Below are 25557 nucleotides of genomic sequence, written 5' to 3'. Positions count from 1 at the left end.
AGCAGAAGCCTTAAAGCTTCTGCTGACCTTTTAAACCTATCTTAAATGACTCTAAATAAGCATTTGGCTGAGTTCCATCGAAGGTAATGTTGTCGATAAACTCTGTTTGCGGTGGTTTGAAACCGGTTTCGCTTGCAAAGCTTGGGAAGTCAGAGGCTTTTGCTTTACCCTCTTTAATCAATTCCTGAGCGGCAATGGCATAGATTGCTGGCTTGTATACTTCCTTGGCCGTTTTCATATACCAATCATCTGATTTTGCTTCAGAAATTTGTCCCCATCTGCGCATTTGCGTGAGATACCAAATAGCGTCGCTGTAATAAGGATAAGTTGCGTTGTGGCGGAAGAACACGTTGAAATCTGGGATATCACGCTTATCGCCTTTCTCATATTCAAAAGTACCCGTCATGCTGTTGGCAATAACTTCTTCGTCAGCACCAACATAAGTGCTTTTTGCAAGGATCTTAACGGCTTCTGGTCGGTTGGCATTGTCGTTAGCATCTAACCACATCGCAGCTCTGATCATCGCCTTTACAACTCTAATGTGAGTGTTAGGATTTTCTTCAGCCCACTTCGCACTTACACCAAATACTTTTTCAGGGTTGTTTTTCCATATTTCATAGTCGGTGATCACCGGCACACCGATACCTTTAAATACCGCTTGCTGATTCCATGGTTCACCCACGCAATAGCCATGTATAGTTCCCGCTTCCATGGTTGCTGGCATTTGAGGTGGAGGTGTGACAGACAACAAGGCTTGAGCATCGATCTGACCGCTAGTATCGCCTTTATGAGGAGCGTAATAGCCTGGGTGAATACCACCAGCAGCTAACCAATAACGTAACTCGTAGTTATGCGTAGATACTGGAAATACCATACCCATTTTGAAAGGCTTACCTTCGCTTGATAACTTTTCAACAACAGGCTTTAAATAATCCGCTTTTATAGGGTGCACCGGTTTACCATTTTCATGTGGAATATTTGGCTTCATTTGCGCCCAGATATCATTAGACATCGTGATGCCGTTACCATTTAAGTCCATGCTGAAAGCCGTGATAATGTGCGCTTCGGTTCCGTAACCAATGGTTGCGCCTAGCGGCTGACCCGCAAGCATGTGTGCCCCATCTAGTTGACCGTCAATAACTCGGTCTAATAGCACCTTCCAATTAGCTTGTGCCTCTAAAGTTACATATAAACCTTCGTCTTCGAAATAACCTTTTTCGTAGGCAATCGCAAGCGGAGCCATATCGGTAAGTTTAATAAACCCTATTTTCAGTTCTTCTTTTTCGGCATAACCCACTTTGTCGGTCGCAACTGCATTAGCAGCCCCTACAAAAAGTGACGAGGCAACTAATAAGGCTGATGCACCTCGATTAATGAGTGCTCTCAAGCCAGAACTTGTCTGCTTTGCCGATAATTTTGTTTTACTGTTTTTCATTTGCTTTCTTTCCTTACCTAGAAATGATCTAAACCCAAGTGCCTATATCATTAAATTCTGAATGCTTTGGCAGACTTTTATCCGTTCAAAAAAAAACCCACAACCATAAGCATTTTCATACCTTGGTTGCGGGCTACTTTGCCTGAGCATTCTCACCTACATTGGTGAAAATGACTCCATGTCGTTAATTATTATTATTGTTGTTGTATCAGCAAAATAATATTTGGTTATTGGAGAACCCAGTATTACTTTGCTGCATGATACTGTTAGCATCACTATAGATATAGCATCAATGATGCCAACTTTATTTTATATAAAATTCATGCACTTAACATTTTTAAAACAAAATGAAAAACCGGCTTTATGAATCATTCTTGTGCAACGCGCACTAAAGCTGTGCTTCCTTTATTCGCTTCATGGCTTCGTCAAAAATACTATTTTCAAACACTGCCAGCTTATCGAGTTCAATGCTTTTAACACTAATGGATATCTGATTCGCCTCCCGCATTTTTGTTAAAATCCATTTTTGACCAATATCGAGTGGACGATTAATGCTTTCTTCAATGCTGGACATAAAGCGATTGTAATTAGGCACTAATTGCGGGCTTTTTGTAGCCTGGGTAATACAACTGCCCAATAACGACGGTGCTATGGTATCCAGAGGTTCATCACTTAAAGCACTTTGCTGGAGCCAACGAGCAGCCTCAAAACGATTTATTTGGGGCTCAAGCCATTCACAGGCTTTAATAAGAGCCGTAACAAGTCGAATCAATAGTTCTGGATTTTGGTCAAAAAAGAGCTCAGTAACGGCGAGGACTTTTTCGGTTTTGTCTTTCCAAATATGGTACGAGGTTAGGACTGTAACACCGCTCTCTTCCCTCACTGATTTTGCATTCCAAGGGCCACCGACACAAAAGCCGTCGATCATTCCTGCTACAAGACTTTCTGCCATCGCAGACGGAGGTAGAGTAATTACATCAACGTGCTCTAGTAAATTGGCCTGACGTAACCAGTCATTGATTTGATACTGATGACAACTATAGGGAAACACACTTGCTAGTCGCAGTTTTTCTTTGCCTTCTTTCTTGCGTTTATCAACCGATGCTTGCAATAGCTTTGCAGGCATCGGGAAAGGAAGATCGCTTAACTTATTTAGGCTAAGTACTTCATCAACCAAATGCTTTGATAGAGTTATTGCGTTGCCGTTTTGACTTAGTACTAAAGGTACTTTCATGGCAACTTTTGCACCATCAAGACCTAAGGTACTCGCTAAAGGCATAGGTGCGAGCAATTGCGCAGCATCTAACATACCACTTTGTAATTTATCGCGTAGAGTAGACCACGAGTTCTGCGGGCATAACTCAACGTCTAAGCCAAGTTCAGCAAAATAGCCTCTTTTTAGGGCGGTTATTAATGGAGCACTATCGGTAAGTGGCACAAAGCCTAGTTTTAGAGTTCTGTTTGTCATATTTTTCATGTAGATAGGCTCATTTAATGGTATTTAGTAGGCTAATAATGGTTTTTGACACATCTTCCATTTTTTGACCTGTATCCATTGCCATTTTGCGGAGTGAGTGAAAGGCTTCTTCTTCGCTCATCTTTTTAGTAGTGATCAGCAGTCTTTTCGCCTGATCAATAAGTTGTTTTGCTTCTAACTTATTTTTAGTGCTTACTAGCTCTTGTTTGACACTTTGATAGTCTTCAAATCGAGCAAGAGCTGCATCGAGTATGGCCCTCACGCGAGATGGGTCAGCGTTCCCGCAAACATAAGCACTTACGCCAGACTTCACCGATTGTGTAATAGTGTCGGAATCTTCTTGTTCGGCAAACATCACAATAGGTTTTGGGTTGAAACTCGATAATGTATGAAGGCTGTCTAAAATATCGCGATCGGGTGACTCGATATCAATAACCACCATATCGGGCTTTAGGTCGTTCACTTGTTTTAACAACGACACACCGGAGCTAACGATATGATTAATATGATAGCGAGAATGCTGCAGAGCTTTTAAAAGTGCATCGGCTCTCTCTGGATTGTCATCGATTAATAAAATGCTCAGTACTTTATCTGAGTGAGTGTTTTTGCTAATTTTGATGGCCATTGAATTCAGGTTTTTGTGTATACCAGCCCTTCACTGCAATTTTCATGCAACGCTGAGCCCCTGAATACCATCTAAAGCGAAACAGCTAATAAGAGGCACTGTTTTACATCAATAAATGTGTTGGTAATGTCTAACTGCTGAGCTCTAAACCTAGAAATTTACTGCGATTACGCTGCATCCACATCTCTTCAGCTATTTTGTAGGTGCTTTTAAAACTAGACTCTGATTTTTCTGAATTCAGTAAGATCAGTAGCGCACATAAGGTGGAGATTGCTGTTTTCTCACCATAAGGGTGCATTAACGCACTTTGCCAAAGCGCTAGCAATTGCTCGACTTCGAGCTCTTTTGGTTTTAATTCCCAACGCTGATCTGCGCTTACGACTATTTCCGTGTTTACACCAGAACGACTAAAGAGTAAACGAGTGTCCTTACTTGGATCAATTTCAGGTTCACCACCTTCACCACGGAAGCAAAGTACATTAGCTTCAATTAAACGCTTTGCAACTTCCATATGTTTGTCATCCACATGTTTATGATGCACACCTTGCACCGAATAGTTAGCGTTAAAGGGGTTAAGCATTCTCGCGAGGGTGTTGGCGCAGCTACGTAAACCAAAAAGCGCGCGCAGTTGAATCAGCTCGTCGAGTTGTGGATGCAATATCGATAGATTGGCGTACACAAAACCTTGGCGTGCTAATTTCGTTGCAGCATCTGAGATGGAGCTAGCTTTCAGGATGTTTGCTTTTTGTTTAAATAGTTGACTCAGAGCGGTATCGATATACAAACGTTTTGATTGCGGCTCTTGAGTACCATGCATTAGAACACTCGTTCCATTTTCAACCAAACACGCCACGGCCAACAAAAACCAAGGCAACTGCCGACGTTTTCCAGCATAACAACCAATATCAAGGTCAACTTGCACCTTGCTCACATCGTCGATCAGGGTTTGTCTGCAGGCTTGAGTAAAACCGGCAACTTCTGCGCCAGTTTCCTCACGCACGCGAAGGAGCATAAGGAAGGCACCTTTTTGCTCAGGCGTGACTTTGGATTCTAGCAACAAACGCATCGCATCTTGTGCTTCTGCTTGCTCTAAACTTCGTCCGCTTCGTTGCCCACGCCCGATAGCTTGAACGTAGCGCATGAATTGGCTTTGGTCAGGTGACAACATGAGGGCTTAACTACTTCCTGTTAAAACGATGAAATAAGTTGAGCTTGTTTCATCAACTTTTTTGATACCAATTGCTCATAGTTTACCACTTTCCCAACTATGATCATCGCCGGACCATCGAATTTTTCTTCATTAACTCGCTGGGCAACACTCTCAACGGTCGATTTGACCATGCGTTGCCCCTCAGTACAGGCTTTATCAATAACAGCAACAGGCATATTTTCAGCCATGCCATGCTGTTGCAGACGCGTACAAATTACACTTAACTTTTTAAGGCCCATATAAAAAACCAAGGTTTGATTATTGCTACTGTCGACGATTTCCTGCCACTTTGGTTCGGATTCAGGATTGCGAAGACTCGCCGTGATAAATCTAACTGATTGAGCGCAATCCCGGTGAGTGAGTGGAATACCTGAATAGGCGGACGCACCTGATGCAGCCGTTATTCCTGGTACAATATAAAAAGGAATATCATGCTTAGTAAGTATATCGCTTTCTTCAACTGTTCTTGCGAAAATAGCAGGGTCGCCGCCCTTTAGGCGCACAACTGTTTTTCCCGCTTGGGCATGCATGAGCATTCGACGACAAATATCGTCTTGCACCATGCTGTGGCGGCCCGCACGCTTGCCAACAAACTCTTTTTCAACTTGCGCAGGGATTAACCTCAGTACCGATTCATCGACTAACCAATCAAACATAACAATGTCGGCGCTCTGCAGCGCCTTGTAAGCTTTTATGGTAAGCAATTCTGCATCGCCGGGACCAGCGCCAACAATCGCCACGCTACCTTGCTTTCTTGCTTTTGCCTTTTCGTCTCGTCTTGCAAAACTAGGCATGAAAGCCGATAGTGATTTAAATACTAAATTCGGATGCAACGAGTCTATCGCCTTACTCTTAAATACGTTCATAGTGATGCCTCTAATTGCATAACAGGAATGACGTCATCAGTCCTTTTTTCGGCTATTTTACTTTCGCTTTTATGATCTTTGATAAGCGACGCTAACTCAGAGCGGCAAGAGCCACAGTTAGTGCCACATTTAAGTTTAGCGCCCAACTTTTGAACACTATCATCGCCTGCCTTAATTGCAGTAATAATGGATTTTTCTCTGACTTGGAAGCAACTGCAGATAAGCCTTCCTTCGGTAAATTCCGCGCTTATGTCTCGACGCAACAAGCTTGCTATATCTTCTAGCGCTATTGCTTCTTTTGATAGTAGGCTATTAACCCAAGCGCATTCTTCGTGACGTTCAATCGGAGCAGACGAGACAGCAGTATCTGAGTTAGCTATTGAATCAATAAATAAGGCTATTGCTAAGTCGTCTTCAGCAACGCTAACTGCATTTATCGCCTGAGGTTTAGCTAGGCACTGGAAACTAGAGCCCAAGGCTAAATGTTCGGATATGATCTCGTACCAAAGGCAAGGCTCTATCACATCTGCAAAAGCGCTATGTGATTTTTTAAGTAGCGCAAGCTCATAACGATAGCCATTTTCTAGTTTTGTTTTCGTCCAGTAATCACAAAAACTAAATAGGCTTCTGTTGTCAATCTCGTCTTTTGAATACAAACTTGCATGCATCAGACATTCCTGCTTGGTCAGTGCTACGGCCGCGTGCTTTAATTCCGGCTGACCCGACAAGGCGTCTCGGGCATCACTAAACAAGCTTGTGATATGAACGCTTGAACTCCATGTTTTTGACCAATGGATAGGCGCGAATATTTCGCCTCTACGCTGAGATGAACTCAATTTGACAGGAAGCACGACAGAATTGTCTACGCGTTTAGTAAGCGCAGAACAAATACTCACTAATTCGCCATTAGTTATGCCTAGTTTAGCCGCATCAGTTGGATGGATAGCTAATTCACACTTATCGCTATGTTCATGTAATCGAGCAGCATTGCCTGTTCGCGTCATGGTATGCCAATGATCGCGACTTCTCCCCGTGTTAAGCACAAACGGATAATTTGCAGATGTCATCTGCTCAGGACGCTTTGGATGAATAGGAATAAACTTCGCTCGTTTAGTATCGGTAAAAAAGGAAGCGTCAGTAAATCCTCTTGCTGTGCCGTTTGGATTCTTGCTATTTACCGGCCATTGAATAGGCTCAAGTGCATCGTATTGTTCTGGGCTCAAGCCGCACAAAGCTGATAAATCGAGGGCTCGACTTCCCGTGTTTTCAAAGGCTGTTAAGCGGCAATGCTCATCGAAGATGTCGGCAGCTTTGGTATAAGCGAACTCATCGGCAAAGCCAATTTTTTGCGCCACTTCAGAAATAATCTGCCAGTCGTGTCTAGCCTTCCCTAATGCAGGGAACAAGGCACGTTGGCGAGAAATACGGCGCTCCGAATTGGTAACTGTGCCGTCTTTTTCCGACCAACCAGTCGCAGGCAATTTTATATGTGCAAACGCTAAAGTGTCATTCTTCTTAACGCAGTCGGAAACCACCACGGTTTCGCACTTACTCAGTGCTGCCTCAATTTTGCTTCTATTGGGCATGCTCACGACAGGGTTGGTTGCCATGATCCATATAAACTTAATTTTACCTTCGTTGATCGCATCAAACATATCGACGGCCTTGAAGCCTTGAGATCTTGTTAAATTTTCAGTTTTCCAAAAGCGCCCTACCAAATCATGATGATTTGGATTCTCGATATCCATGTGAGCAGCAAGCATATTTGCTAGACCACCAACTTCCCTTCCTCCCATCGCATTAGGTTGCCCTGTAATGGAGAAAGGGCCACACCCGGGCTTGCCAATTTTACCTGTCGCGAGATGACAGTTAATAATTGCATTGGCGTTGTCGACACCCGATACAGATTGATTTACTCCCATCGAATAAAAACTGATCGCGCTAGGTGATTTTACAAAGGTTTTATAGAAGACAATCAAGTCGTCAATGGGCACATCGCATAGCTCTGCAGTTACCTGAAGTGAGTATTCACAAACAGCTTCTATTGCAGCATCAAACCCGTCGGTATGTTGGTCAATAAAAGCCTGATTTAAGCCATAGCTAGTATGAATAGTTGTATCATGGGAGCTTGAGGACGGGCTACGCATAACCTGCGCTGAAGCGATATAATTCAATAAACCATTATACAAAATGGCATCGCTACCCGGTCTGATTTGTAGGTGTAAATCTGCCAAACTCGATGATGCAGTTTCGCGTGGGTCTATTAAAAAAACGCGCATGTTCGGGTTACGCGTTTTTGCTTTTTCAATTCGCTGAAAGAGTATTGGATGTGTCCATGCTGGGTTCGCGCCGACTAATACTAGCAGATCAGTTTGCTCTAAATCTTCGTAGTTACACGGAACCATATCTGCGCCAAAAGCTCGCTTATATCCGGCCACCGCAGACGACATACATAAGCGTGAATTAGTATCGATATTACCGCTACCGATAAAACCTTTCATTAATTTATTGGCAACGTAATAGTCTTCGGTGAGAAGTTGCCCGGAAACATAAAAAGCGACAGCATCTGGGCCATATTTAGCAATAGTATTCTTTAACTTGTTTGCAACCAGTGTTGTGGCTTCATCCCACTCACAATCACGGCCCAAAATACTTGGCTGAATAAGCCTGCCCTCGGGTTGAACTGTCTCTAACAGATGCGTACCTTTTACACACAGCTTCCCGTAATTTGCAGGGTGGGTTTTACAGCCTTGGAGACGGGTCGCTTGCGTATTGCTAGTCTCTAATTTGTGTTCTCCGAGAAGCTCTTGCTCGCTTGTTTTTAGTAAGTCAACTTCTACACCACAACCGACCCCGCAATACGGGCATGTGGTTTTTTTTGTGCAAGCAAGATAGGCTTTCATTGGGTCTATTTAGGCCTTTTAGCTTTTTGTGACTTTATGTGTAGAGTCAATCAAATCAGGGGCTGTGGACGGCATTGAAACAAAAACTCGGCCGTTTTCCAAATAGCATTTATAGATGGAAATTGACACATTTTCATCTTCTGCACACTTGCCACTTACGAGTGAATAATGTTGTTTATAAAGTGGTGAACAAATCATAGCTTCGTCCTCCATTTCATCATTTTTACTCGAGCACAATAATCCTCGATACATTACATTGGCTTTGCCGATTGGGTCAAAATTGGAACATGCAAATAGCCTTATTTCTTCTTTCGAATTCGCAATGCTTGGTATCGCAAATATCGCAATTTGCGTGTCATGGACTAACGCACAAACACCCGAATTAAGGATCAAATCGTCGATACTACAAACATCAATATGAGTAAAAAGCGGCGCTACTGAGTTATTTGTATTTATTTTCTCTACAGGGAGGCTCGCGGTTGTCATTTTCTTCTCCTTATACTAATTCAGCTTCGGTTTTGTCGGCGCTGACAATACTGCGCTTCTCTTCTTCAGTCGCAGGACGAATTTGCCCTCTCTCTTCAACGAAGGCGATATTCACATCCGCTTTTTGGCTATTAACGAACTGACGGAAACGTTTTCTTGACTCAGGGTTTTCAATAGCGGTTTTCCATTCACATTGATAAGTGTCGACAACGGTTTCCATTTGCGCTTCAAGCTCTTCACAAATACCAAGGGAGTCATTAATGACAACATCTTGAAGATAGGCTAAACCGCCCTCCATGTTTTCCATCCACACAGAGGTACGCTGTAAACGGTCTGCCGTTTTGACGTAAAATGAAAGGATGCGGTCGATGTATTTCACTAGGGTTACATCATCTAAGTCGGTGGCGAAAAGATCACCATGACGAGGCTTCATTCCCCCATTTCCGCATACATATAGGTTCCATCCGTGCTCTGTTGCAATAACACCGATGTCCTTACTTTGGGCTTCTGCACATTCTCGTGTGCAGCCAGATACTGCAAATTTTATCTTGTGAGGCGCGCGGAGGCCTTTGTAGCGATTTTCAAGGTCAATGGCTTTACCGACCGAGTCTTGAACACCGTATCTACACCATGTGCTTCCTACACAAGACTTCACGGTTCTTAGCGCTTTAGCATAGGCATGACCGGTTTCAAAACCACCATCAACCAAGCGCTGCCAAATATCAGGAAGGTCTTCAACTCGCGCGCCAAACAAATCTACACGTTGGCCGCCAGTGATTTTCGTATACAGCTTATAATCACGAGCAACTTCACCTAGGAGGATGAGGCGCTCTGGGGTGATTTCACCGCCAGCGACACGAGGCACCACAGAGTAAGTTCCATCTTTCTGCATATTGCCCAGATAAGTATCGTTGGTGTCTTGTAAGCCTACCAAGCTCTGCTTCAATATAAAGTCATTGTAAACAGAGGCAAATATAGACCCCGCCGCAGGTTTGCATACTTCACAACCTAAGCCGTTACCGTGCTTAGCAATCAGCTCTTCGAAGCTTCGAATACCTTCCACCTTAATAATGTGAAATAATTCTTGTCGCGAATATGCGAAGTGCTCACAGATGTCTTTTTTAACTTCTACCCCACGCTTTTCAAGCTCACTATCTACAACGTTTTTAAGCAATGCCGCACAGCCACCACATCCTGAGCTAGCCTTAGTACAGCTTTTCACGCTAGCCAAATCACAATTGCCATCATCTATCGCTGAAACAACATCTGCTTTCGATACGTTGTGGCATGAACAGACCGTCGCTTGCATGGGTAATGCGTCGGCGCCTAATGCGGGCGCAGCATCAGCACTAGCAGGCAATATTAGTGCCTCAGGAGCTTCTGGTAGCTCTATGCCATTTAATGCATATTGAAGTAAAGTATCGTAGTCAGAAGTATCGCCCACCAGAACAGCCCCTAATAGTGCCTTCTGGCTTGCGTCAACGATGATCTTTTTGTAGATGCCTAAGGGTTGATTTTCGTAGGTATAAGTGAGTGCGCCTTCTGTTTTGGCATGGGCATCGCCGATAGAACCCACTTCAACACCCATTAATTTTAGCTTAGTGCTCATGTCGGCACCTTCGAAAGCGACAGTGCTATCGGAGACACCATTTACAATGTGCGAAACCGCTGCGCGTGCCATCGAATAACCAGGAGCAACTAAGCCAAAGATTCTTTGTTGCCATAACGCACATTCACCTATTGCGTAGATGCTTGAGTCGGATGTTACGCAATAATTGTCAATTTCTATACCGCCTCTTTCTCCAACTGCAATATCAAACTCTCTAGCGAGTGTATCACTGGGGCGAATACCCGCTGAGAATAAGATCATGTCGGTTTCTAAAAAGCTGCCATCCGCGAAGTTCATGCGATAACGACTTGATTCACCAGCTACGATTTCAGTGGTCGCTTTTTGGGTATGAACTTCTACGCCTAGTTCCGTTATTTTGTCACGTAATACTCTGCCACCCGACTCATCCAATTGAACAGCCATTAGTTGCGGCGCAAACTCAACGACATGGGTTTGTAGGCCTGCTTCTTTAAGTGCATTTGCCGCTTCTAAGCCAAGAAGTCCTCCGCCTACCACAACGCCGGTTTTGCTCACCTTTGCAGAAGCTTCAATGCTGTGAAGGTCTTCAATCGTTCTATACACCAAGCAATGTTCTTGGTCGTTGCCAGGAATAGGAGGTACAAATGGGTAAGAACCCGTCGCCAAAACCAAGTTGTTGTATGCATAGCTCTCGCCATTCGCACAGCTCACTGTTTTAGCCTCACGGTTGATATCGTTTACCCAAGCATTGGTAGAATATGAAATGCCCAAACTGTCGTAATGCGCTTCGGTAGTCATTGCCAAATCTTCGGCTGTCTTACCGCTGAAAAACTCTGATAAATGGACGCGGTCGTAAGCTAGGCGTGGCTCCCCTGACAGCACACGAATACTTGCTTTAGGATGCTGCTCACGTAGTTGTTCAACGAAGTGATGTCCAACCATACCATTTCCGATCACCAATACATCGTATTTGTGCAGTGTTTTGATAGAAAGCTCTGAAGAAATTGCCATTTTTAAGTCCTCTGAAACGCAAAAACCCACAGCGATTTTGAGTCTGCTGTGGGCTTCGTTGCCGTGTAAAGTTGAGATAATTCAGGTAAATCATCTCAGCTTCTCAAATTGTAAGTTACTGGTTAGCGCTACAAGCGATAGTCTTATTTCTGTTATCGCGTTGCTACATCGTTTTAATTAAATGCACTATGCAGTCGTTACTTCTAGTATACAAATACAGTGCCATCAGATATTTTTCAATAAAAACAACATGATAAGATATCAAACTATAAAGTCAGAGGATGGTTCGCACCATTAAGTAACATTGTTGCATCATTTAAAAGCAACAAAATCGCCTTCCCCCTCTATTGAACGAAGGGAGTCGGCATCTCAATTCTGTTGTCATTCGCGAAAGAGCGGAAATCGTTAACAATAGCCAGAAGTCTCTCTTTGGCACTATCAGAACCTTTTTGTTCTTCAAACCAAGCTTGGATATGGTTATCGTTAATACTAAAGATATCAAATTCAAAAGATCGCAGTAACTTGCCGAGCTTAATTTTAATGAAATGAACCTCGTCCTCGTCGTCTTCTTTCTCTTGATATTCACGCAAATATTCAACAAGTAGGCGCTTAGTCTCATATTTTGAATAGGTGTAGCGTTTATAAGTCTTTAGTATTTCGTCAATAGGCTCAGACTCAATCACTTTCAATTTAGTTAAATAACTGTCTATTGTTAACTCTTGCAGAGAAGCAATCGCGTGAAGTGAATCGTGAACTTTCATTGAGCCGCTTGCATGATCAACCCACCCTTTAAGCGTGAATTTTTTGAGGCTCGTTAGCTTTTTTAACAATATATTGAGTTCTTCAGGAGATGATTCTAGCAATGAGAGATACACCTTCATCTCTTCAGCCCACCCGTCGGCTTGAGCATTGGCTGGTTTGTCAACGACATCCATTTCTCTTTCAACTAACAAACGCTCAGCTTCTACATTGAGTTGCTTAACGAAGGCCTCTGCTGTCTTTTGTTCTGCGAATTCTTTTTTGGTTGGTGCACCATGAGAGGTCCAATGGACGGTGTAGGTGGTAGAGCCTCGATAGACGCTCTTTTTGATTATTGCATCACTTTCAATTCTTCTTGCCTGATTCATGTTTATTCGCTCCATGTTGAGTCCATTCTAGGCGTGCATACATTCTATTTATGAAAACAGTTTTTAACCATCACCGGAAACATTTGCTTAGGGCAACGATTACAAAGTCAGCATACTGAACATAATTTGAACTCTAAAATAGCATTTAAAGCGCTTTCATTCAAATATGTGAATGTAAAGATCTGTAAAGAAGAGCTTGCATTAATACCAAAAAACCTACTTGGGACTGTGCAGTATCATTGTAAAACTGACCTCATCCATAGGCGCAAATCTACGCAAAAATAAGTTACCACTTTCGTCAAAGAACAGCAGTTCAGCACTTTCTGCATTGTAGGTTTGCATGAATTCATCGGTGGCTGGGTAGCCTGTTCGTGCTACCAAAAAGTTCACAGACTCGCTCAGTTGCTCCTTCGCAGCATTGATTTCGATCGTTTGCTGATTGCTCACCACTCGATTGAGATCATAGATGAAAACGACCGACTTTTTGCCATTTCCAATCAGGCTCAAATCATCATCGATTGACGCTGGTAAGGTCGACATAAGGGCCGCAATAAAAGCGATAATAAAAGCAATGGCAATTAGCGTTTTTTTCATGGAATGATACTTCTCGAAGCAATGATAGCCAAAATGGAAAACCGATATGCCCTACCAATTTAGCTCATCAGAAGCTTTTTAGCACTCAATTTTTGTTGTGATTACGTTAGTAGGTGCCAAGTATTTTTCTCCGGATTCTTTTATGACTTTTTGATCCAGTCTTTCCGAAGCTTTGTGCACATCTTCTAAGTCAACCGATACTTGCTCTAAAGAAGCTTTAATAAAGTTAACTGCATTTTCTAATGTATAAGTTAACTCATGCACTTTTACCATGTCTTCTGGTGTTAGCTCAGCTTTACTAGTGATGGCTAGCAGCTTCTGGTTGTAACTTTTGATATTACACAATGCCGCTTGAATATTGGTAGATTCTATGGCTGGAAAATGGCTGTATTTTTCATCTGCTTGAACAAGCGACGTTGCACCTAAAATAAGGAGGGTTGTTAGTATTTTTTTCATTTCTTCTCACTATGTATTGTCAATAAACCCTTTTTTAACAAAGGCTCACTAACATGGGTTCATGTTAACAATCTAGTATGGACAAAAATACGCCTACCAGCATCATAATTTTTTCATCATCTAGATCTTAGCTTAAGAATGTTGCAAATACAAATAACAACCATTATCATTTGTGTTATTGAAAACCAAATGAGAAAAATGAGAAACATGAAGGCTCGAAGTCAACAGAAGTACCTCAAAAATTGTATTAGCTTCATTCTATCAAGTTGTTTAGTCAGTGCAGCAAATGCTGCTGAAACCAGCATTAATGAGGCTGAAAGAAAAACGAAAAATGATGAAGCTATTGAAGTGATTACGGTTGTTGGAGCTGTCTCACGTTATGGTGTTACAAAGTCTAATACTCCGATTGTAGAAACAGCTCGGTCTCTTTCAATTGAGACATCTGCTGATTTTTTTGAAAAAGGTGCCTTGAACTTATCGCAGACAACAAGCTATATGGCCGGCGTTAGTGCTGAAACTTTTGGGTTTGCAACACGAGGAGATTGGATCCGAGCAAGAGGCTTAGAACTCCCCAGGTATCGAGATTCGATTCAAGAACTCTTCGGAAGTTACAATAGTACGCGCCCCGATATTTACACCATAGAACAAGTTGAAGTGCTAAGAGGGCCTGCCTCTGTACTTTATGGACAAGGCTCACCAGGCGGTATTGTTAATTACGTAAGTAAAACACCGAGGAGTGGTGGCAGCTTTGGTCAGGTCGACTTGCAATTGGGGAATTTCAATCGTCAACAAGTTGCGTTGGACTATAACACCAGCCTCAACACTAGTGAAAATGTGTTAGGTCGCTTCGTTGGCGTTTACCGAGATACCGATACTCAAGTTGATTTTGTTGATGAGCAAACCTTAGTACTGATGCCGTCGATCAGCTTTATGCCATCAGATGACACTACTATTACCGCCATTTTACTGCATCAAGATACGAAAAGTGATACTGGCTCACAGTTTATCCCGGTTAATGGCACGCTTCTTCCGTTAGACGACGGCACTTATCTGGATCAGGATGTATATGCAGGCGAGCCTAATTTCAATCGATATAACACCAAGTCAACGCAACTAACTCTGCTTGGCGAGCATGTCATTAATGATGCCATAAGCTTTAATACAACTGCCTTGTGGCGAGACGGCGAAGCAGACTACCATCAAGCATGGCCAACCTTCTTGGGCGCAGGTAATAGTCGTTATTTGAACGATATTATAGGTGCACCGCTATTTAGCCCAACCACAGTAGCTCGCTCCTTCTATCAAGCCGACAACACGTTTGAACAACTCGCTTTTGATGGTCGCTTTACTGCGCAGTTTGTCTTCGGCGAAGTGAGTCATGACCTGATATTAGGAGCTCAGTACCAACATGTTGAAACCGACAACAATGTTGCATATTTTTATGGCGGTGGTGCACTAACGGGCGACTTTTCCTATGTGCTTGACCTCAATAATCCACAATATACCGGTGCTCCCGACCAAGCTGTTTTTGATGCTATTTACAATGATCAGCCAGTTCAAAAGGTGAATGATTTAGGGATATATCTATCCGATCAAATCTCCTACGAAGCTTGGCGAATAACCCTTGGATTACGCTATGACACTATTGAAAACGACAATGGTACGGCGAAACAAGATGACAATAACTTGTCGATGAGTGCTGGTTTACTGTATCGCTTTGACAATGGTTTTGCTCCATACATTAACTATGCAGAATCTTTTGAAACCGTAGTTGGTATTAACTTATCGGGTGAGCAGTTTAAACCGGAAGAAGCTGAACAAGTTGAAATAGGTGTTAAATACGAGTTACAGGCCCTACCTGGTTATATTACGCTAGCTTACTACGACATTGAAATCAGCAATTTGCCCAACCCTAATGCTCTGCCAGCTACTTCTGGACAGCAACTTGGCGTATCGACACTCGATGGAGTAGAGCTAGAAGGAAAGCTTAACTTCGGTGACTTAGCATTACAGTTTGCCTATTCAACTGTCAATGCAGAGGACCCAAATGGCTTCGCCCTCGCAGGCATTCCAGATAAAAATGCATCAGCATGGTTATCATGGGAGCCTTCAGATTTCATGCCTAACACTCGTTTTGGATTTGGTATAAGACACGTTGGTATGAGCGTATCAGAACAAAGCGATTTGCGTTATGAAACACCAAGTTTCACTTTAGGCGATCTGATGATGGGATACACCTTGTCTGAAAACTGGGAACTGTCCTTCAATATCCGAAACATTAGCGATAAAAAGTATTTAACCTCTTGTCTAACCCGTGGTGATTGCTTCCCAGGTCTCAGACGCTCGATAAATGCGACCATAGCTTATAATTTCTAAGGTTTAAGAAGATGTTATTAATTGCAATCTTTTTTAGTGTTGTAGGAGTGTGCTTACTTTGCCACGCTTGGAAGACCAAACGCCTCATTTATACTGTGGTAGCGTCAGTCCTATTGTTGGCTTCAATTGTCTTGTGGGTGCCAGCATACGGGCTTGAATTTGCCTTGTTTATGGGTGTTTTTAGCTTGGCGATACTTGTTTGGCTACCCATTACACTAGAATCGCAAAAGCCCCGTGCATATAAGGCTGTAAACAAAGCCACCTTAGCAGTGAGTATCAATTGGCGAGGCTTGGCTGTGCAAACCAGCCATGCGTTTTTTGTGCTCTTCGGCCTGATGTTATGTAGCTCTCTTATTGCAATTGCTTTTGTTTATTCATTACCCATGGCTGAGGCAAATCAAATTGCGAGCGGTCTGATATTGGCAGCTGTGCTTTGGGCAGTGCTCGCTTTTTGCTTCGTCCTTAGCATAAAAAAGTTGCGCTGCTTTCTTATTATCATTGGTGTTAGCACAATAAGTGCCGCATCGCTTTTTGTAAAATAAGGAGCCCAAATGAAACAGTCTAGTCTTGCTAAGCAATCTGGCGACATTGCAAAAGAATCACTAAGCGCTCACAGATGGCTGGGCTTGTTGGTAAGCGCCTTCATGTACCTTATTTGTTTAACAGGCACCTTGCTTGTTTTTGATCAAGAGTTTGAGCGATGGGAACAGCCGAGCGTAGATGAAAGGCTCAACGTGACCCCAGAACTTGCCGCAAGAGCCTATCATAACTTTATTCAACGTTACGATGCGGAAACGGGCCACCATCACTTAGTATTTCCCGGTATCGGCATACCAAGGTTAGTGGTAGAAGATGACCACGTGGCACATTTTGTAGAGAGTGATGGCAGCTTAGGTGAAATAGAAAGCGCGCCATGGACCAAAATGCTCATCGATCTTCACTATTATCTACACCTACCGAAAACCTTTGGGATGATCGTAGTGAGCACGTTGGGCGCTATTCTTTGTGCATTGATTGTTTCAGGATTGTTAGCGCATCCGAGAATTGTGAAAGACGCATTCAGATTTAGGCGCGGCGGTACAGGAATGCAAGAGAATATCGACCTTCACAATCGTCTAAGTGTTTGGGCTACACCCTTTCATTTAGTGATTGGAATTACCGGCGCTTATTTCGGGCTGGCGAGTATTTTCATCGTGGTGATTGCGACGGCGTTTGAGGATGGCGATACCGAGGCTGCGGTAGCGAAAATATTCGAGCCAGAACCACAACTAGAACAAGTAATACAAATCGCAAACGTGAAAAAAGCACTTGAAGATATTAAGTTACGCGACCCGCACGGAAAGCTCTTGTTTTTAACGGTTCATGAACCAAACACGCCGAAACAATTTATCGAGCTTTATGTTCAACAGCCCCAACGACTTATTTATTCTGAAAATTATCGCTATGACAGTAAGGGTAACTTCATTCAAAAAGGAGGATACTCTGATGGCGAAACGGGCAAACAATTTGTTTATTCTATTTATAGAGCTCATTTTGGCGACTTTGCCGGGCTTACTAGCAAACTCTTGTATTTTGTACTCGGTATGATGTTAACAATTGTGAGCGCAACGGGCATCAATATTTGGCTACACAAGCGCAAAACAAAAGACATAGTTAACCTGTTGTGGCCGGCCTTTGTGTGGTTAACGCCGAGCGCACTTGTTCTCAGTGCAATATTGCAAATAAGTCGAGATGCATGGGTATATCAGAGCTTTTGGGGGGCGCTTGCGCTTGGGCTTATCATCTGCTGCAAAAACTATCAGGATGAGGATAAGTTAAGAAAGCACCTCAAATTTCTCTTGTGTCTTTGCCTAGTAGTCTTGGTCTGTATTCATACCATTCAACACTTCGATAGTGTTGGGGCATTAGCAATGTGGCAGGTTAACTTGGTATTGATATTATGTGCTGGTGTTGTTGGTTTTTCTGGCCTTCGGAGGGTACTGAAGCCTTAGTAAAGAGTGCATAGTGGTGAATAGTCTGCGTACTAATAATGACTATTCACTGCTAATGACGATTCATCGCTAAGTAGCACACTTCAGAGTGTGCTAAGAATCACACACATTATCAAAAGAGATGGGAACACAATAAAAAGCTATCTATTGAACAGCCTTAGATTGTCGTTTATCCTAAATTTCATCTATTTTTGGCAATGTCGCTTACACTCGCATAGCAACAGCAGTTGACGTAACTCAATGTAGTCAAATCTAACAAGGAAAAGTTAACATGAAGATAGCTACTTTAATTGGTGCCGCCGCGCTTGTCTTATTTGCTTGCTCAGACACAAAAAGTGTTGGCGAAAAAGCCATCAGCGAGACTAGCACACAAAGCAAACAACATAGCCAATATAGCGCCAAAACATTTTATCAGACCACAAGTTACGGCCTAGCAAACGGTAATGGTTTTGCGTATTCGCCCGACAACTCCAAAATCTTAGCAGAGTCGGACGCAAGCGGCGTTTATAACGTTATCACAATCACACCTGACGGCAGCGTTGCACCGATTACGTCATCAACGACTGACGAACACTTTCCAGAGTCTTTTTTTCCAAACGATGAGCGTATTTTGTTCAGCGCAGATAAAGGTGGAAATGAGCTGACGCATATTTATGTGAGAGAGCTCAACGGAACGATTACCGACCTTACTCCAAGCGATGAAACACGAGCCACATTTGGTGGTTGGAGAAATGATGGCGCTGTATTCTACATTTGGACAAACGAACGCGACTCCGCATCTTTCGACTTGTATGCCTATAATTCGCATGATTATAAACGCCGTATGATTTATGAGAACGAAGGCTTCCAGCCATCTGTAATAAGCCCTGACGGCAATTGGCTAGCGCTTGAAAAATCGCTGTCGAGCGCCGATGCCAATCTCTATTTAGTCTCTCTTAGTTCAGGATCTAAACAGCCAAGACTAATCACAGAGCACAAGGGTAACATCAACTATTTTGCTTATGATTTCAATGCCGACAGCTCACAACTCATTTTTGCGACCAATGAATTTGGGGAATTCAATCAAGCATGGACATACGATCTCACCACAGGTGACAAAGCTGAGTTAATCACGGCTGATTGGGACGTCAGTTACGTTATACGCTCTCCAAGCGGAAGGTACCAAGTTCATGCATTGAACATAGATGGTTTAACACAAGTAACAGTAAGTGATTTGAAAACGGGTGAAGCGATCGCGCTTCCTGGAGTGCCTAATGGCCAACTTGGGCAAGTTAGATTTTCTCGAGATGAAAAACAAATCGCATTTGGCGTGAATACTGATACCTCGCCCTATAATTTGTACACCATGACTTTCGGTAAAGAGGCTGTGCGCCTAACCAATGCCTTAAACCCTGCAATTGACGAAGCCGATTTGGTAAGCGCTACGGTTGAGCGCTTTGAGAGTTTTGACGGGCTTATTATTCCGGGCATCATGTACAAACCCAAAAGAGCTACAGCGGAAACACCTGTACCAGCCATTGTATTAGTGCATGGCGGCCCCGGTGGACAATCAACGCGAGGATACGACGCTCAAATTCAACACTTGGTAAACCATGGATATGCTGTTTACGCAGCAAATAATCGCGGCTCATCAGGTTACGGCAAAACCTTTTTCCATCTGGATGACAAACGCCATGGTGAAGGTGACCTTAAAGACATCGTTGCGGCAGGCGATTATTTGCGCAGTTTAGACTGGGTAGACTCAGATAAGGTTGCTGTTATGGGTGGCTCTTACGGCGGTTACATAACAGCTGCCGCACTTACTTTTCACCCACACGCTTTCGAGGCTGGAATAAATGTCTTTGGTGTAACAAATTGGGTAAGAACACTTGAGAGTATTCCGCCTTGGTGGGGCTCGTTTCGTGATGCACTGTATGATGAAATGGGCGACCCAGCAACAGACTCCGAGCGTCATCGGGCTATTTCACCATTATTTCATGCCGAAAACATTGTAAAGCCAATGTTGGTAGTTCAGGGGGCCAACGATCCTCGTGTACTGCAAATAGAAAGTGATGAGTTAGTCGCGGCGGCTCGCAAAAACGGGGCTACAGTGGATTATGTCATCTTCGACGACGAGGGTCATGGCTTTCTAAAGCGGGAAAATCGTATCGCTGCTTCAAATGCTTACCTTAACTTTCTAGATAAGCACTTAAAAGGTAAAAAATAAGTTGTAGGAGCAAGTTTAGAGCCACCGCTTAGGAGCGTTTGCGTTAACAAATTGAGTTTAACTTGTGAGCCAATTGATACTGATCTAGTATGATTTAAGCTCTCTTGTGTGAGCTTTTACTCAACCTTGTGCACATAGAATCGTATTAAGAGCACTTAGCTGCGGAGAATATACTTGGCCAATTCCACTCATCGTTTAGAAAAAGAACTCTATGACTTAGTAGAAAGAGATGAACAAATATTCAAGTTTATAGAGCACTCCAGCCTAGACGGTATGTGGTATTGGGATCTCGAAAATCCCGAGCATGAGTGGATGAGTGAACGTTTTTGGACAACTCTTGGCTATGATCCCTCGCAAATGAAACATCTTGCGTCAGAGTGGCAAGACATTATTAACCAAGCGGATTTAGAAGTTGCATTTGATAATTTTACAAAGCATTGCGATGATCCAAACCATCCCTACGACCAGATAGTACGCTATCAACACAAGCTCGGACAGACTGTGTGGATACGATGCCGAGGGCTCGCTATTCGTAATAATGAAGGTAAGCCTGTGAGGATGCTTGGTGCTCATACAGACTTAACTGAACTTAAGACTGCTGAAAAAAAGCTCTTAGACACACTAAAGTCCAGAGACTTATTCTTTGCAAAAATGTCCCACGAAATTAGAACACCACTTCATGGAATTATTGGTCTTACCGATCTATTAAAAGACTCGAATAAAGATGAGTCACTAGATAAGACAATTAGCACAATTTCGGCTTGTGGTGAGCAACTATTGGTTCTATTAGACGATTTATTAACTATTGCAAAACTCAATGAAGATGGAGTTAAGTTAAGTAAAGAGCCTGTTCAACTTTCAAGCGTTATAGACCACATCATTGACCTTTTCTCTGCCAAAGCTAGCGCAAAAGACTTGAAGCTAAGAACCTGCCTCGACGCTGATATTGTCGACACCCTCATTGTGACTGACAAAGTTCGTTTCATACAGATATTGTCGAATGTGGTGAGCAATGCTATCAAATTCACAAGCAGTGGTTGTGTCACAATTAATGGCCGGAAACTAGAAAACAGCATTGAAATATCAATAGTCGATACTGGTCGGGGTATCGATGATGTAGAAGCAGTAATACAACCCTATTTACAAGAAAATACAGACCCCTTAGAAAATACTGGGACGGGCCTTGGCCTGGAGATCGTAAGTCGCTTATGCGCCCAGCTAAATCATGATTTTCTCATCAAGTCAGTACTTGGCGAGGGAACCACAGTAACACTCACTTGTGAGTTGGCAAAAGACACGGCTCAGCACATCAGCCACAGCAATGAGGTTAGCGCAGAAATAGATTTTGACCTTTCGCTGAACAATGTATTAGTTGTTGATGACAACGAAATCAATATTGAAATTGCGTGTCAAATGCTGGCAGGCGTAGCTAAGCAAGTTGATCGAGCATTTAACGGCGAAGATGCGATAAAACAAGTTCGTCGCAATGGTCCTTACGATATTATTCTAATGGACTTAAATATGCCTCTAATGGACGGATTTAAGGCTAGTGAAGAGATTTTGAGAATAGAAAGCTTAAACAAAATGCCTGTTATTATCGCTGTTTCAGCCGATGCCTTTGAAGATACATTGAAGGCATGCAAAGCATCTGGCATGCACGGTCACCTAAAGAAACCATTTACCAGAGACACTTTACTGAGATATATCGCAACATTCTGAAACGATAATCTAAGCTGCTGGTTTGTACACATAGCGGAAGCTGAACACTATTCAAATTCAGGTGCTAAATCCAGTATTCAAGCGTAGCTATTTTCAGCAAACTACACAAAATAAATTAGTGGCAAGGACGCCATTGTCGCAAGTTGCAAACAAATACACGTATCAACGTCACCAACCAGAGCAAACAATGCTTTATCAATTGGTTGAGCGTCACTATCCAGACTTTCAAGCGAATCTTTCTCCTCACGGAAAGTCGTTGCCATATTATATTGAAAAGGAATTGAAGCGTGTCACTGAAGTAAAAACCTATGTCCTTTTGACATAGGTTTCATAACACCACCCAGATGCTCTCATTCACTGGCCTTTGCGCTTATATCCGCCTTTCTCCACATACTCATTTTCGAACAGATAACATAAAAAACGGGCGTAAATATTAATCCAAATATCGTGACGCCTAACATGCCACTGAATACCGTAATTCCAATGGCCTCGCGCATCTCGCTGCCAGGACCAGTTGCTATTAACAAAGGAATCACCCCAAAAATAAACGAGAATGCGGTCATTAATATAGGACGTAAACGCAGTCTAGATGCTTCAGCTGCGGCGTCAAAAATTGACATACCACTAGTCTTATTTTGTGTTGCGAATTCCACAATCATAATGGCATTTTTGGCCGCTAAACCTACCAATACAATTAATCCGACTTGGGTCAGTATATTGTTGTCCATGCCGGTTATCAGCAAACCAATTCCAGCAGATAAGATGCACATAGGCACAATTAAAATAATTGAAAGCGGCAGTGAAAAGCTCTCATATTGTGCAGTTAGCAACATAAAAACAAATAGCACGGCAAGTGCAAAGGCGATAATTGCAGTATTGCCGGTGTTTTTTTCTTGATAAGCTAATTCGGTCCACTCAAAAGCAAAACCTGCAGGTAACACATCGTCCGCGATGGCTTCCATCCTTGCGATAGCTTGACCTGAACTAAAGCCAGGCATGGTATCACCCGTCAATGCCGCCGCCGGATAAAGGTTATAACGCGGCACGCGCGACGGGCCAGCGGTGTTGGCAATCGTTGCAATAGAGCCAATTGGCACCATATCACCGTTGTCGTTGCGTACTCGAAGACGCGTTACATCATCTTCAGTTAAACGGAACATGCTATCTGCCTGTGCAGTCACTCTAAAGGTTCTCCCAGACAAATTAAAATCATTCACGTAGGCTGAGCCAATATAGATTTCCAATGCATCAAACACATTTTGAAGCGGCACATTCAGCTGTCTTGCACGCTCGCGATCGATATCTAAATATAATCTTGGTGTACTGGTTTCAAAAAAGGTGAAAGCAGAGGTTACTTCTGGAGATTGGTTAGCTGCCATGGCCATTTGCCAGGTAGCGCCCTCGAGCGCTTGTGCACCGGACCCACTAATATCTTGAATCATCATTTTGAATCCCCCACCGCTACCGATTCCGTCCACCGCAGGTGGTGGGATCACGACCACAAACGCTTCATCAATGCCGCCTACAGCAGCGCGCATATCATTAATAATTGCGTCTACATTTCGGCGCTCTTCAAAGGGCTTAAACACAACAAAGATCGCACCGGCGTTACTCGCATTGGTGAATGTAGCGCCCGAGAAACCGGCAAATGACACAGTGTTCTCTACATCGTCAATTTCAAGCATAGACTCAATCACATCTTGTAAAATTGCGTCTGTTCGATCTAACGAGGCACCCGATGGAAGCTGAATACCAATGATCGCATACCCTTGATCTTGCTCAGGAATAAATCCGGTAGGAAGATGGCTAAACTGAAACGCCCCCAAACCAACCAAACAAATGTAGGCTATTGTGCTAATAAGCGTCATTCTCACCAGCTTTTTGACTAATGCTGAGTACTTTTCGCCAAGCGCGTTCATGAAATCATTAAATTTAGCGCCAATTTTAGATAAACCTTTTTGTTCAGCTTGTTCTTTTTGAGGGCGCATTACCATAGCCGCCATCGCAGGACTCAAAGTAATTGATACAATGGTAGAAATCATCGTTGCGGACGCAATCGTTACACCAAACTGCTTGTAAAACTGACCGCTAATTCCCTCCATTAGCAAGGTCGGTAAAAATACCGCCACCAGCACTAAACTCGTAGCAATGAGGGCACTTGTCACTTCATCCATGGTTTGCTTGGCTGCCTCAACTGGCGGCAAGCCCTCTCGCATTTTCCGCTCTACGTTTTCGACCACCACAATTGCATCATCCACGACAATACCAATCGCAAGCACTAAACCAAATAGACTCAGCATATTTAACGAAAAGCCAAATGCAGACATTAGCGCAAATGTGCCAATTAGCGACACAGGTATAGCTACAATTGTAATAATTGCCGTACGCCAGCTTTGCAAAAATACAACGATCACGACAACAACAAGCACGATTGTTTGCGCCAATGTAAGGTACACCTCTTCCATCGACTTTTCGATATAGCTAGTGGGGTTGTAGGTAATACTGTAGTCAATACCAGGTGGAAATGTATTAGATAACTCAATCATTGATTCTTTTAATCGCTCTGCAGTTTCAAGCGCATTGGCACCGGGGCGCATAGTCACTGGCATAGCAACGGTTGGCGTAGTGCCTAAGTAGCCACGGGTTGCATAATTTTGTGCACCCAAGGCAACTCTGCCTACGTCTTTTAATCGCAACAAACTACCACTTGGATCGGCTTTTACAATGATATTTTCGAATTCTTCAATACTATTCAAACGTCCTTGCGTCTCAATATTAATTTCAAATGCTTGTTGAGATGGCACAGGCTGTTGGTTAAGCGTACCGCTTGCCACTTGAATATTTGACGCCCTAATGGCAGCAAGTACGTCGCTTCCTGTTAAACCAAAAGAAGCTAGGCGGTCGGGGTCGAGCCAAATCCGCATTGAATATTCACTGGCACCAAACAGTTGAACATTGCCCACGCCATCTAATCTTGCCAAGCGGTCTATGACTTGCAAAACGGCGTAGTTACCTATCGCAGTTTGGTCGTAGCTTTTGTCTGGCGAAAACAAGTTTATGACTAGTAACATGTTGGGAGAATTTTTAGCCGTAGTAACTCCCAAGCGGCGCACTGGCTCTGGTAAACGGGGCTCAGCCGAAGATACTCGGTTCTGCACTAACACTTGAGCTGTATCGAGATCTGTGCCCGGTTTGAAGGTTATGCTAATGGTAAGTGAACCATCATTAGTCGCTTGTGACGACATGTAGAGCATATTTTCAATGCCATTTATTTCTTGCTCAAGTGGCGCAGCAACTGTGGTCGCAATCGTCTCTGAATTGGCGCCAGGATAACTTGCACTCACTTGTATTTGTGGCGGTGCGATATCTGGATATTGCGAAACCGGCAAAGCAAAATATCCAAGCATCCCAAAAATGACAATCAGTAAGGAAATAACGACTGAAAACCTCGGTCTATCAATAAAAAAATGTGCAATTTTCATACTGA

The 25557-nt window shown here is 43.2% G+C and carries 18 protein-coding genes and 2 pseudogenes; 6 read left to right on the top strand and 14 right to left on the bottom strand.

Features of this window, described 5'->3' with window-relative positions:
- Positions 1–10: 10 nt before the first annotated feature.
- The 13 genes and pseudogenes from ISG33_RS09400 to ISG33_RS09350 form a co-directional block, all read right to left on the bottom strand.
- A complete protein-coding gene (locus tag ISG33_RS09400; protein ID WP_195733344.1) occupies positions 11–1435 on the bottom strand; it encodes a CmpA/NrtA family ABC transporter substrate-binding protein in 1425 nt (474 codons plus the stop codon).
- 388 nt (positions 1436–1823) lie between these two features.
- Entirely contained in the window at positions 1824–2912 is a 1089-nt protein-coding gene (locus tag ISG33_RS09395; RefSeq protein ID WP_229333518.1) for a CmpA/NrtA family ABC transporter substrate-binding protein, read from the bottom strand.
- Positions 2913–2922: 10 nt separating this feature from the next.
- A complete protein-coding gene (locus tag ISG33_RS09390; RefSeq protein WP_195733343.1) occupies positions 2923–3537 on the bottom strand; it encodes an ANTAR domain-containing response regulator in 615 nt (204 codons plus the stop codon).
- 130 nt (positions 3538–3667) lie between these two features.
- Positions 3668–4705 carry a glycosyl transferase family protein gene (locus tag ISG33_RS09385; protein WP_195733342.1) on the bottom strand — a complete coding sequence of 346 codons (1038 nt, stop codon included), beginning with the start codon at positions 4703–4705 and terminating at the stop codon, positions 3668–3670.
- A gap of 20 nt (positions 4706–4725) precedes the next feature.
- The gene (gene cobA, locus ISG33_RS09380; protein WP_195733341.1) at positions 4726–5613 is read right to left on the bottom strand and encodes a uroporphyrinogen-III C-methyltransferase; all 888 of its coding nucleotides are present in this window, start codon (positions 5611–5613) and stop codon (positions 4726–4728) included.
- Positions 5610–6281, bottom strand: coding sequence for a (2Fe-2S)-binding protein (locus tag ISG33_RS17295; RefSeq protein ID WP_370545314.1), 672 nt, complete (start codon positions 6279–6281; stop codon positions 5610–5612). Before ISG33_RS17295 ends, cobA begins: the two co-directional genes overlap by 4 nt.
- 42 nt (positions 6282–6323) lie before the next feature.
- A pseudogene (locus ISG33_RS17290) lies at positions 6324–6647 on the bottom strand (molybdopterin dinucleotide binding domain-containing protein); the annotation flags it as partial.
- A 324-nt stretch (positions 6648–6971) separates the two neighbouring features.
- A pseudogene (locus ISG33_RS17285) lies at positions 6972–8516 on the bottom strand (molybdopterin-dependent oxidoreductase); the annotation flags it as partial.
- Between the two features lie 18 nt (positions 8517–8534).
- A complete protein-coding gene (nirD, locus tag ISG33_RS09370) occupies positions 8535–9002 on the bottom strand; it encodes a nitrite reductase small subunit NirD (RefSeq protein ID WP_195733339.1) in 468 nt (155 codons plus the stop codon).
- Positions 9003–9012: 10 nt separating this feature from the next.
- Complete coding sequence (gene nirB, locus ISG33_RS09365; RefSeq protein WP_305040887.1) at positions 9013–11601, bottom strand: nitrite reductase large subunit NirB; 2589 nt, start codon at positions 11599–11601, stop codon at positions 9013–9015.
- A gap of 344 nt (positions 11602–11945) precedes the next feature.
- Positions 11946–12728 (bottom strand): hypothetical protein, encoded by a 783-nt coding sequence (locus ISG33_RS09360; RefSeq protein ID WP_195733338.1) that lies wholly within the window; start codon positions 12726–12728, stop codon positions 11946–11948.
- 216 nt (positions 12729–12944) lie between these two features.
- Positions 12945–13322 (bottom strand): hypothetical protein, encoded by a 378-nt coding sequence (locus ISG33_RS09355; RefSeq protein WP_195733337.1) that lies wholly within the window; start codon positions 13320–13322, stop codon positions 12945–12947.
- Between the two features lie 78 nt (positions 13323–13400).
- The gene (locus ISG33_RS09350; protein ID WP_195733336.1) at positions 13401–13778 is read right to left on the bottom strand and encodes a DUF6746 family protein; all 378 of its coding nucleotides are present in this window, start codon (positions 13776–13778) and stop codon (positions 13401–13403) included.
- 198 nt (positions 13779–13976) lie between these two features.
- On the opposite strand from ISG33_RS09350, the gene ISG33_RS09345 reads away from it, so the two are divergent.
- From ISG33_RS09345 to ISG33_RS09320, 6 genes are all read left to right on the top strand, one after another.
- Positions 13977–16154, top strand: a complete 2178-nt coding sequence (locus ISG33_RS09345) for a TonB-dependent siderophore receptor (RefSeq protein ID WP_229333517.1) — start codon at positions 13977–13979, stop codon at positions 16152–16154.
- An 11-nt stretch (positions 16155–16165) separates the two neighbouring features.
- Positions 16166–16696, top strand: coding sequence for a hypothetical protein (locus ISG33_RS09340; RefSeq protein ID WP_195733335.1), 531 nt, complete (start codon positions 16166–16168; stop codon positions 16694–16696).
- 9 nt (positions 16697–16705) lie between these two features.
- On the top strand, positions 16706–18145 hold the full coding sequence (locus ISG33_RS09335) for a PepSY-associated TM helix domain-containing protein (protein ID WP_195733334.1): 1440 nt from the start codon (positions 16706–16708) through the stop codon (positions 18143–18145).
- A 271-nt stretch (positions 18146–18416) separates the two neighbouring features.
- Positions 18417–20351, top strand: a complete 1935-nt coding sequence (locus ISG33_RS09330; RefSeq protein ID WP_195733333.1) for a S9 family peptidase — start codon at positions 18417–18419, stop codon at positions 20349–20351.
- A 174-nt stretch (positions 20352–20525) separates the two neighbouring features.
- A complete protein-coding gene (locus ISG33_RS09325; protein ID WP_195733332.1) occupies positions 20526–22070 on the top strand; it encodes a PAS domain-containing hybrid sensor histidine kinase/response regulator family protein in 1545 nt (514 codons plus the stop codon).
- 133 nt (positions 22071–22203) lie between these two features.
- Positions 22204–22395 carry a hypothetical protein gene (locus ISG33_RS09320; RefSeq protein ID WP_195733331.1) on the top strand — a complete coding sequence of 64 codons (192 nt, stop codon included), beginning with the start codon at positions 22204–22206 and terminating at the stop codon, positions 22393–22395.
- A gap of 25 nt (positions 22396–22420) precedes the next feature.
- Here the strand turns inward: ISG33_RS09320 and ISG33_RS09315 are convergent, their stop codons facing one another.
- Positions 22421–25552 (bottom strand): efflux RND transporter permease subunit, encoded by a 3132-nt coding sequence (locus ISG33_RS09315; RefSeq protein WP_195733330.1) that lies wholly within the window; start codon positions 25550–25552, stop codon positions 22421–22423.
- Positions 25553–25557: the final 5 nt, after the last annotated feature.

The sequence above is a fragment of the Marinibium conchae genome (genome assembly GCF_015595035.1).
GTDB lineage: Bacteria > Pseudomonadota > Gammaproteobacteria > Enterobacterales > Alteromonadaceae > Glaciecola.
This window is presented reverse-complemented; position numbering and strand designations above follow the sequence as displayed.

Coding starts and splice junctions, on each gene's coding strand:
- nirB (WP_305040887.1), bottom strand. CDS start 11,601: ATGGCAATTTCTTCAGAGCTTTCTATCAAAACACTGCACAAATACGAT.
- ISG33_RS09340 (WP_195733335.1), top strand. CDS start 16,166: ATGTTATTAATTGCAATCTTTTTTAGTGTTGTAGGAGTGTGCTTACTT.
- ISG33_RS09360 (WP_195733338.1), bottom strand. CDS start 12,728: ATGAATCAGGCAAGAAGAATTGAAAGTGATGCAATAATCAAAAAGAGC.
- cobA (WP_195733341.1), bottom strand. CDS start 5,613: ATGAACGTATTTAAGAGTAAGGCGATAGACTCGTTGCATCCGAATTTA.
- ISG33_RS09390 (WP_195733343.1), bottom strand. CDS start 3,537: ATGGCCATCAAAATTAGCAAAAACACTCACTCAGATAAAGTACTGAGC.
- ISG33_RS09395 (WP_229333518.1), bottom strand. CDS start 2,912: ATGAAAAATATGACAAACAGAACTCTAAAACTAGGCTTTGTGCCACTT.
- ISG33_RS09385 (WP_195733342.1), bottom strand. CDS start 4,705: ATGTTGTCACCTGACCAAAGCCAATTCATGCGCTACGTTCAAGCTATC.
- ISG33_RS09330 (WP_195733333.1), top strand. CDS start 18,417: ATGAAGATAGCTACTTTAATTGGTGCCGCCGCGCTTGTCTTATTTGCT.
- ISG33_RS09345 (WP_229333517.1), top strand. CDS start 13,977: ATGAGAAACATGAAGGCTCGAAGTCAACAGAAGTACCTCAAAAATTGT.
- ISG33_RS09400 (WP_195733344.1), bottom strand. CDS start 1,435: ATGAAAAACAGTAAAACAAAATTATCGGCAAAGCAGACAAGTTCTGGC.
- ISG33_RS09335 (WP_195733334.1), top strand. CDS start 16,706: ATGAAACAGTCTAGTCTTGCTAAGCAATCTGGCGACATTGCAAAAGAA.
- nirD (WP_195733339.1), bottom strand. CDS start 9,002: ATGACAACCGCGAGCCTCCCTGTAGAGAAAATAAATACAAATAACTCA.
- ISG33_RS09355 (WP_195733337.1), bottom strand. CDS start 13,322: ATGAAAAAAACGCTAATTGCCATTGCTTTTATTATCGCTTTTATTGCG.
- ISG33_RS17295 (WP_370545314.1), bottom strand. CDS start 6,281: ATGCATGCAAGTTTGTATTCAAAAGACGAGATTGACAACAGAAGCCTA.
- ISG33_RS09315 (WP_195733330.1), bottom strand. CDS start 25,552: ATGAAAATTGCACATTTTTTTATTGATAGACCGAGGTTTTCAGTCGTT.
- ISG33_RS09350 (WP_195733336.1), bottom strand. CDS start 13,778: ATGAAAAAAATACTAACAACCCTCCTTATTTTAGGTGCAACGTCGCTT.